2 protein-coding genes are annotated in these 4326 nt (G+C 72.8%); both read right to left on the bottom strand.

All coding sequences use genetic code 11. The features are described 5' to 3' along the window. Window positions 1-911 precede the first annotated feature (911 nt). Window positions 912-3347, bottom strand: a complete 2436-nt coding sequence (locus Air01nite_RS40605) for a transglutaminase TgpA family protein (RefSeq protein ID WP_203708841.1) — start codon at window positions 3345-3347, stop codon at window positions 912-914. After that, a partial coding sequence (locus tag Air01nite_RS40600) for a DUF58 domain-containing protein (RefSeq protein WP_203708839.1) occupies window positions 3344-4326 on the bottom strand: 983 nt, incomplete at its 5' end. The genes Air01nite_RS40600 and Air01nite_RS40605, both read right to left, overlap by 4 nt.

Here is a 4326-nt window from a genome sequence, read left to right as displayed (position 1 = left end):
CCGGACTCGTCGGCGGTGGCCGGCTGGAACCCCGGACCCGTCGCGGTGCAAATCGACCCGAGCCGGACGATCCGGCCCGCCGACCACCCGGGAGTGGCCGCCGGAGCCGAACGGTCCGGAACCCGACAGAAGCCCGCCCGGTCCATCGCCGGCCCACCCAAATCCTGATCGACCACGACGAACGCCGAGGCTCACCCGCCGGCAAGGCCCTCGGCTCACCGGCCGCAACTAACGCGCCGACCTGAGCTCAGAGCTGATCACCACCCGGCTCGCGGCTGCCGATGGTTCGGGCCGGCTTCGCGCGAGTCGCGGCCTGGTCGGGGGGTTCTGGTTTGTCGCAGGTCGACCGTGTCGTTGGCCGGGAAGGGGCGGAGACAATCCGAAACACGAGCCTGCGGTGGCGGCGTTTGCCGTCTGCGGATTGGGGTGAGCCTCCATGCGGAACTGCCGATGGTGCGATGCGGCGACGGGACGAGGCAAGACTCGCAGCAATGAGGGTGGCCAAGCGCGCGTTCAGCGCCGGTCAGGCGGGCCAGGTCGTTGGGATGCACCGATCTTGCCGAAGAGCTAGGGCACCCCGCTGGGTGGTGATGTATGCGAGGGCCGCGCCGCGTCGGTCGTGCGGTGGGGTTTGTGGATGGTCGCGCCGCCGGTCGGGCGGTGAGGTAGGGGAAAGGCTGCGCTGCCTCGGTCGGGCGGTTAGGTAGGCGACGGGCTGCGCTGCCTCGGTCAGGCGGTGAGGTACAGCGAAACGCTGCGCTGCCTCGGTCGGGCGGTGAGGTACAGCGAAACGCTGCGCTGCCTCGGTCGGGCGGTGAGGTAGGGGAAAGGCTGCGCTGCCTCGGTCGGGCGGTGAGGTACAGCGAAAGGCCGCGCCGCCCCGACCAGGGTGGCGCGGCCTTTCGGTGTTCTCAGCGGGCCCGGTTGGTGAGCAGCCGTCGTGGGCTCAGGCGCCCCATCCGTTCGCGGATCCGTGACAGGGACGTCACGATCCCGGTCGACACGTCGACCACCCTGCCCCGCCAGCGTTCCAGGACCGACGGCGGGAACAACGCCGCCGCCAGGCGCGTGCGGCGTGATGCCCGGCTGGCCAGCCCACGGCGGACCGTGCGCACAGCCTCCGACAGGCCCGGGCCGGACAGCGGGCTCCGGGCATACCGCGCCCGTTCCTCGGCCTGGCCCAGCAGCCGCACCCCGTCGACGGCGCCCGTCGAGTCGCCGCGCAGTTCGGCGTGCGCCAGCCGTTCGGCGGTTGCCCGTGGCGTCTCCGTGCGGTCGATCGGCACCTTGTAGTCGACCATCGTGTCGATCAGCTCGTCCCACGCCGCGTGGGCGTGAGCCCGGCTTCGCCGGGCCGCCTCGCTGGTCGGCAGCACCGTCGCCGTGCCCGGTGACAGGTCCGCGGCCGCTACCGTCGCCGTGTTGCGGCGGTGGCGCAGGCGGGATCGTCGGAACGCCGGCATGCCCAGCAGCAGCACCGCCAGCAGGATCGCGCCGCCCGTGTAGAACGGCCATCGAGGCAGCGTCGGCGGCGGTGCCGACGGCAGCGCCTCGTTGCCGCCCGGGTCCTCCCTGCCCGGCAGGTCGCTCGGGTCGTCAGAACCCGGGCCCGCCGAACCCGACGGGGTCGCCGACGGGGTCACCCGCGGCGCGTCCGGGTCCGGGGCGTAGTTCGGGCGCACCGCGCCGGGCACGCCCGCGCGCGGCGTCGCGTCGAACGGCACCCAGCCGTACTCCGGGCCGAAGTAGACCTCCGTCCACGCGTGCAGGTTGAGGTTCGTCAGCACCATCGCGCCGTTCTCGCGGGTGGTGCCGTTGGTGAAGCCGAACGCCACCCGTGCGGGGATACCGGCCGCCCGGACCATCCAGGCCATCGTCGCCGCGTACTGCTGGCAGTAGCCCTTCCTGTTGGTCAGGAAGTTGACGATGTCCTCACCCGAGGTGCCGCCCTCGGTCTGCAGTTCGTACCGGAAGTTGTTGGCCACCGAGAAGAACCGGTAGATGGCCATCACCTTGTCGTACGTGGTCGACTCGCCCGTGATCAGGCTGTTGACCTGGGTCTGCACCTGCCGCACCGACGGCACCGTGGTGAACCGCTTGGTCTCCAGGTTGTCGGGGTCCGGCGCGGGCGCGGCCCGCAGCGCCTCCTCGGTGTAGTTGGCCCGCACGAAGTCGAACCGGTAGTCCTTGGACCGTGCCGTCGCCCGGCTGGAGAAGATGACCTGCTGGTTGGGGTCGTACTGCCACTGGCTGTCGAGCCCGTCCGTGCTGATCGGCTGCCCGTACAACGGCGCGAACTGCATCTGGTAGTCGTCCGTGATCTGGACCTCGGCCGAATACTGCTCGTAGCTGACGCCGGCGCGCGGCGCCTCCCGCGGGTCCTGCAGCTGCCGCAGGTTGCGGCCCTGCGGCGACCGGCTCTTGAAGCCCTCGGACGTGACGTCGTCGGCGACCGCGAACCGCAGGTAGAACGGGTCGGGGTCGGTTGTCGTCACGCGCGCGAAGGTGACCAGGTTGTTCTGCCGGAGCTGACCCTGCAACGCCGCGAACAGGTTGATCCGGCCCGGCCGGCCGGAGCCGTCGCCCAGGCCCACGCCGTCACCGGAGCCGCTGTTGAGGCGGGCGAGCAGACCCGAGGTCATCCCGGGTACGGCGACCGGCAGCGCGACCGCCACCAGCACGCCGACGATCGCCAGCCGCCGACCGGCCGCCGCGAGTGGCGACGGCTCCCAGACGTCCACGTCGCGCCCGTCGCCGGTGAACCGCCGGCCGAACCGGCGCACGCTGTCGACCTTGTCGGCCACCAGCAACCAGAGGAAGCCCATCGCGCCGACCACGAACGGCAGGAACGAGACGCTCGCCGTGTAGACCGCGACCGGCACCGAGTAGATGGCCAGCATCGGCAGGCCCGCCAGCGCCGGCCGGCGCAGCCCGACCACCACCAGGTCGACCATCACCGCGACCGCGCCGATGCCCAGCACGGCCACGAACAGCAGCGGGTCGCCGTCGGGCACCGGGACCGCGTAGGTCCGCACGTCGTCGCCGGACTGGGTGAGCAGCGCGCCAAAGTGCTCGAGCGTGCCCGTCCACGGCAGCAGCCCCGCGAACTCCTCACCGCTGGGGAACAGCCAGGTCAGCGCCAGCAGCAGGGTGACCAGCATGGTCAGGGCCTGGGCCCAGACCGGTGCCCGCGCGGTGCGGGCCAGGGTCGCCGCACCGGCGATCAGCGCCACCGTGATCGTGCACTGGATCAGCCAGGTCCACTGCTCGAAGATCGTGCTCAATGGCGCTGCGGCCATCAGGGTGGCGACGGCCGCCACCAGGCCCATGTGCCGCCGACTCCTCATCGCGCCACTCCCAACGTGCCGGCGACCGTCTCGGCCATGGTGGCCCGGTAGGCGAAGCCCTGTGAGCCCCGCGCCGCCTGCGGCCACAGCGCCGGCAGCTTGTCGCCGTGCGCGGCGCCGACCACCCGCCAGCCGCTGCTGAGCAGGCCCAGCGCGGCCGCCTCGCGGGCGGCGTCGGCCTCGGCCCGGGCCTCGGGGGCCAGGTTGAGCCAGGTCGACGTGTCGACCAGCACCGCGATGCAGGTCGCGTTGTTGCCGCGCAGCGCGGCCAGCAGCTCGGTCTCGCCGGGCTCCAGGCCGCCCAGCACCGCGATGACCAGGCCGCCGTCGGAGCGCCGGCGGACCCGCTCGACCAGCAGGCCCACGTCGCCGCGCGGGGTCAGCTTCACCTCGGCCAGGTGGTCGAGGAGCACGCCCTCGCCGCCCGCCTCGCCCGCGTCGACGTCGACGCCGGCGTCGGTGACCAGCCGCAGTTTGTAGCCCGCGGCCCGCAGGTGCACCGCGATCGAGGCGGCGGCCGAGACCGCCCACTCGAAGCTGGACGTCGGACCCTCGCCGCGGTGCCCATATTGCCGCGTGTCCAGGACGACCGTCGCCCGGCTCTCCCAGGGCTGTTCCTCGCGGCGCACCATCAGCTCGCCGACCCGGGCCGTCGACTTCCAGTGCACCCGGCGCAGGTCGTCGCCGCGCCGGTACTCGCGGGTCGCCGCGTCGTCCTCGCCGTGCACGGCCACCGACCGGGCCCGGCTGTCGCCGGTGCCGGCGAACTCGCCGACCAGGCGCACCGAGGGGAGCGGCACGACCTGCGGGATGACCGTGAGCCGGTCGACAGAGGGGAACGAGCGGGAAAGCTCGCACAGGCCGAACGGGTCGGTGAGCCGGACCACCAGCGGGCCGACCTCGTAGCGGCCCCGCACGTCGGCGCGGACCGTGTAGGCGACCGAGCTGGCCTGGTGCGCGCCGAGCCGTTCCAGCACCA

It is taken from the genome of Asanoa iriomotensis, from assembly GCF_016862515.1.
In the GTDB taxonomy this organism is placed as follows: Bacteria; Actinomycetota; Actinomycetes; order Mycobacteriales; family Micromonosporaceae; genus Asanoa; species Asanoa iriomotensis.
The sequence above is the reverse complement of the archived record's forward strand: the minus strand, read 5'-3'. Positions and strand labels throughout refer to the sequence as shown.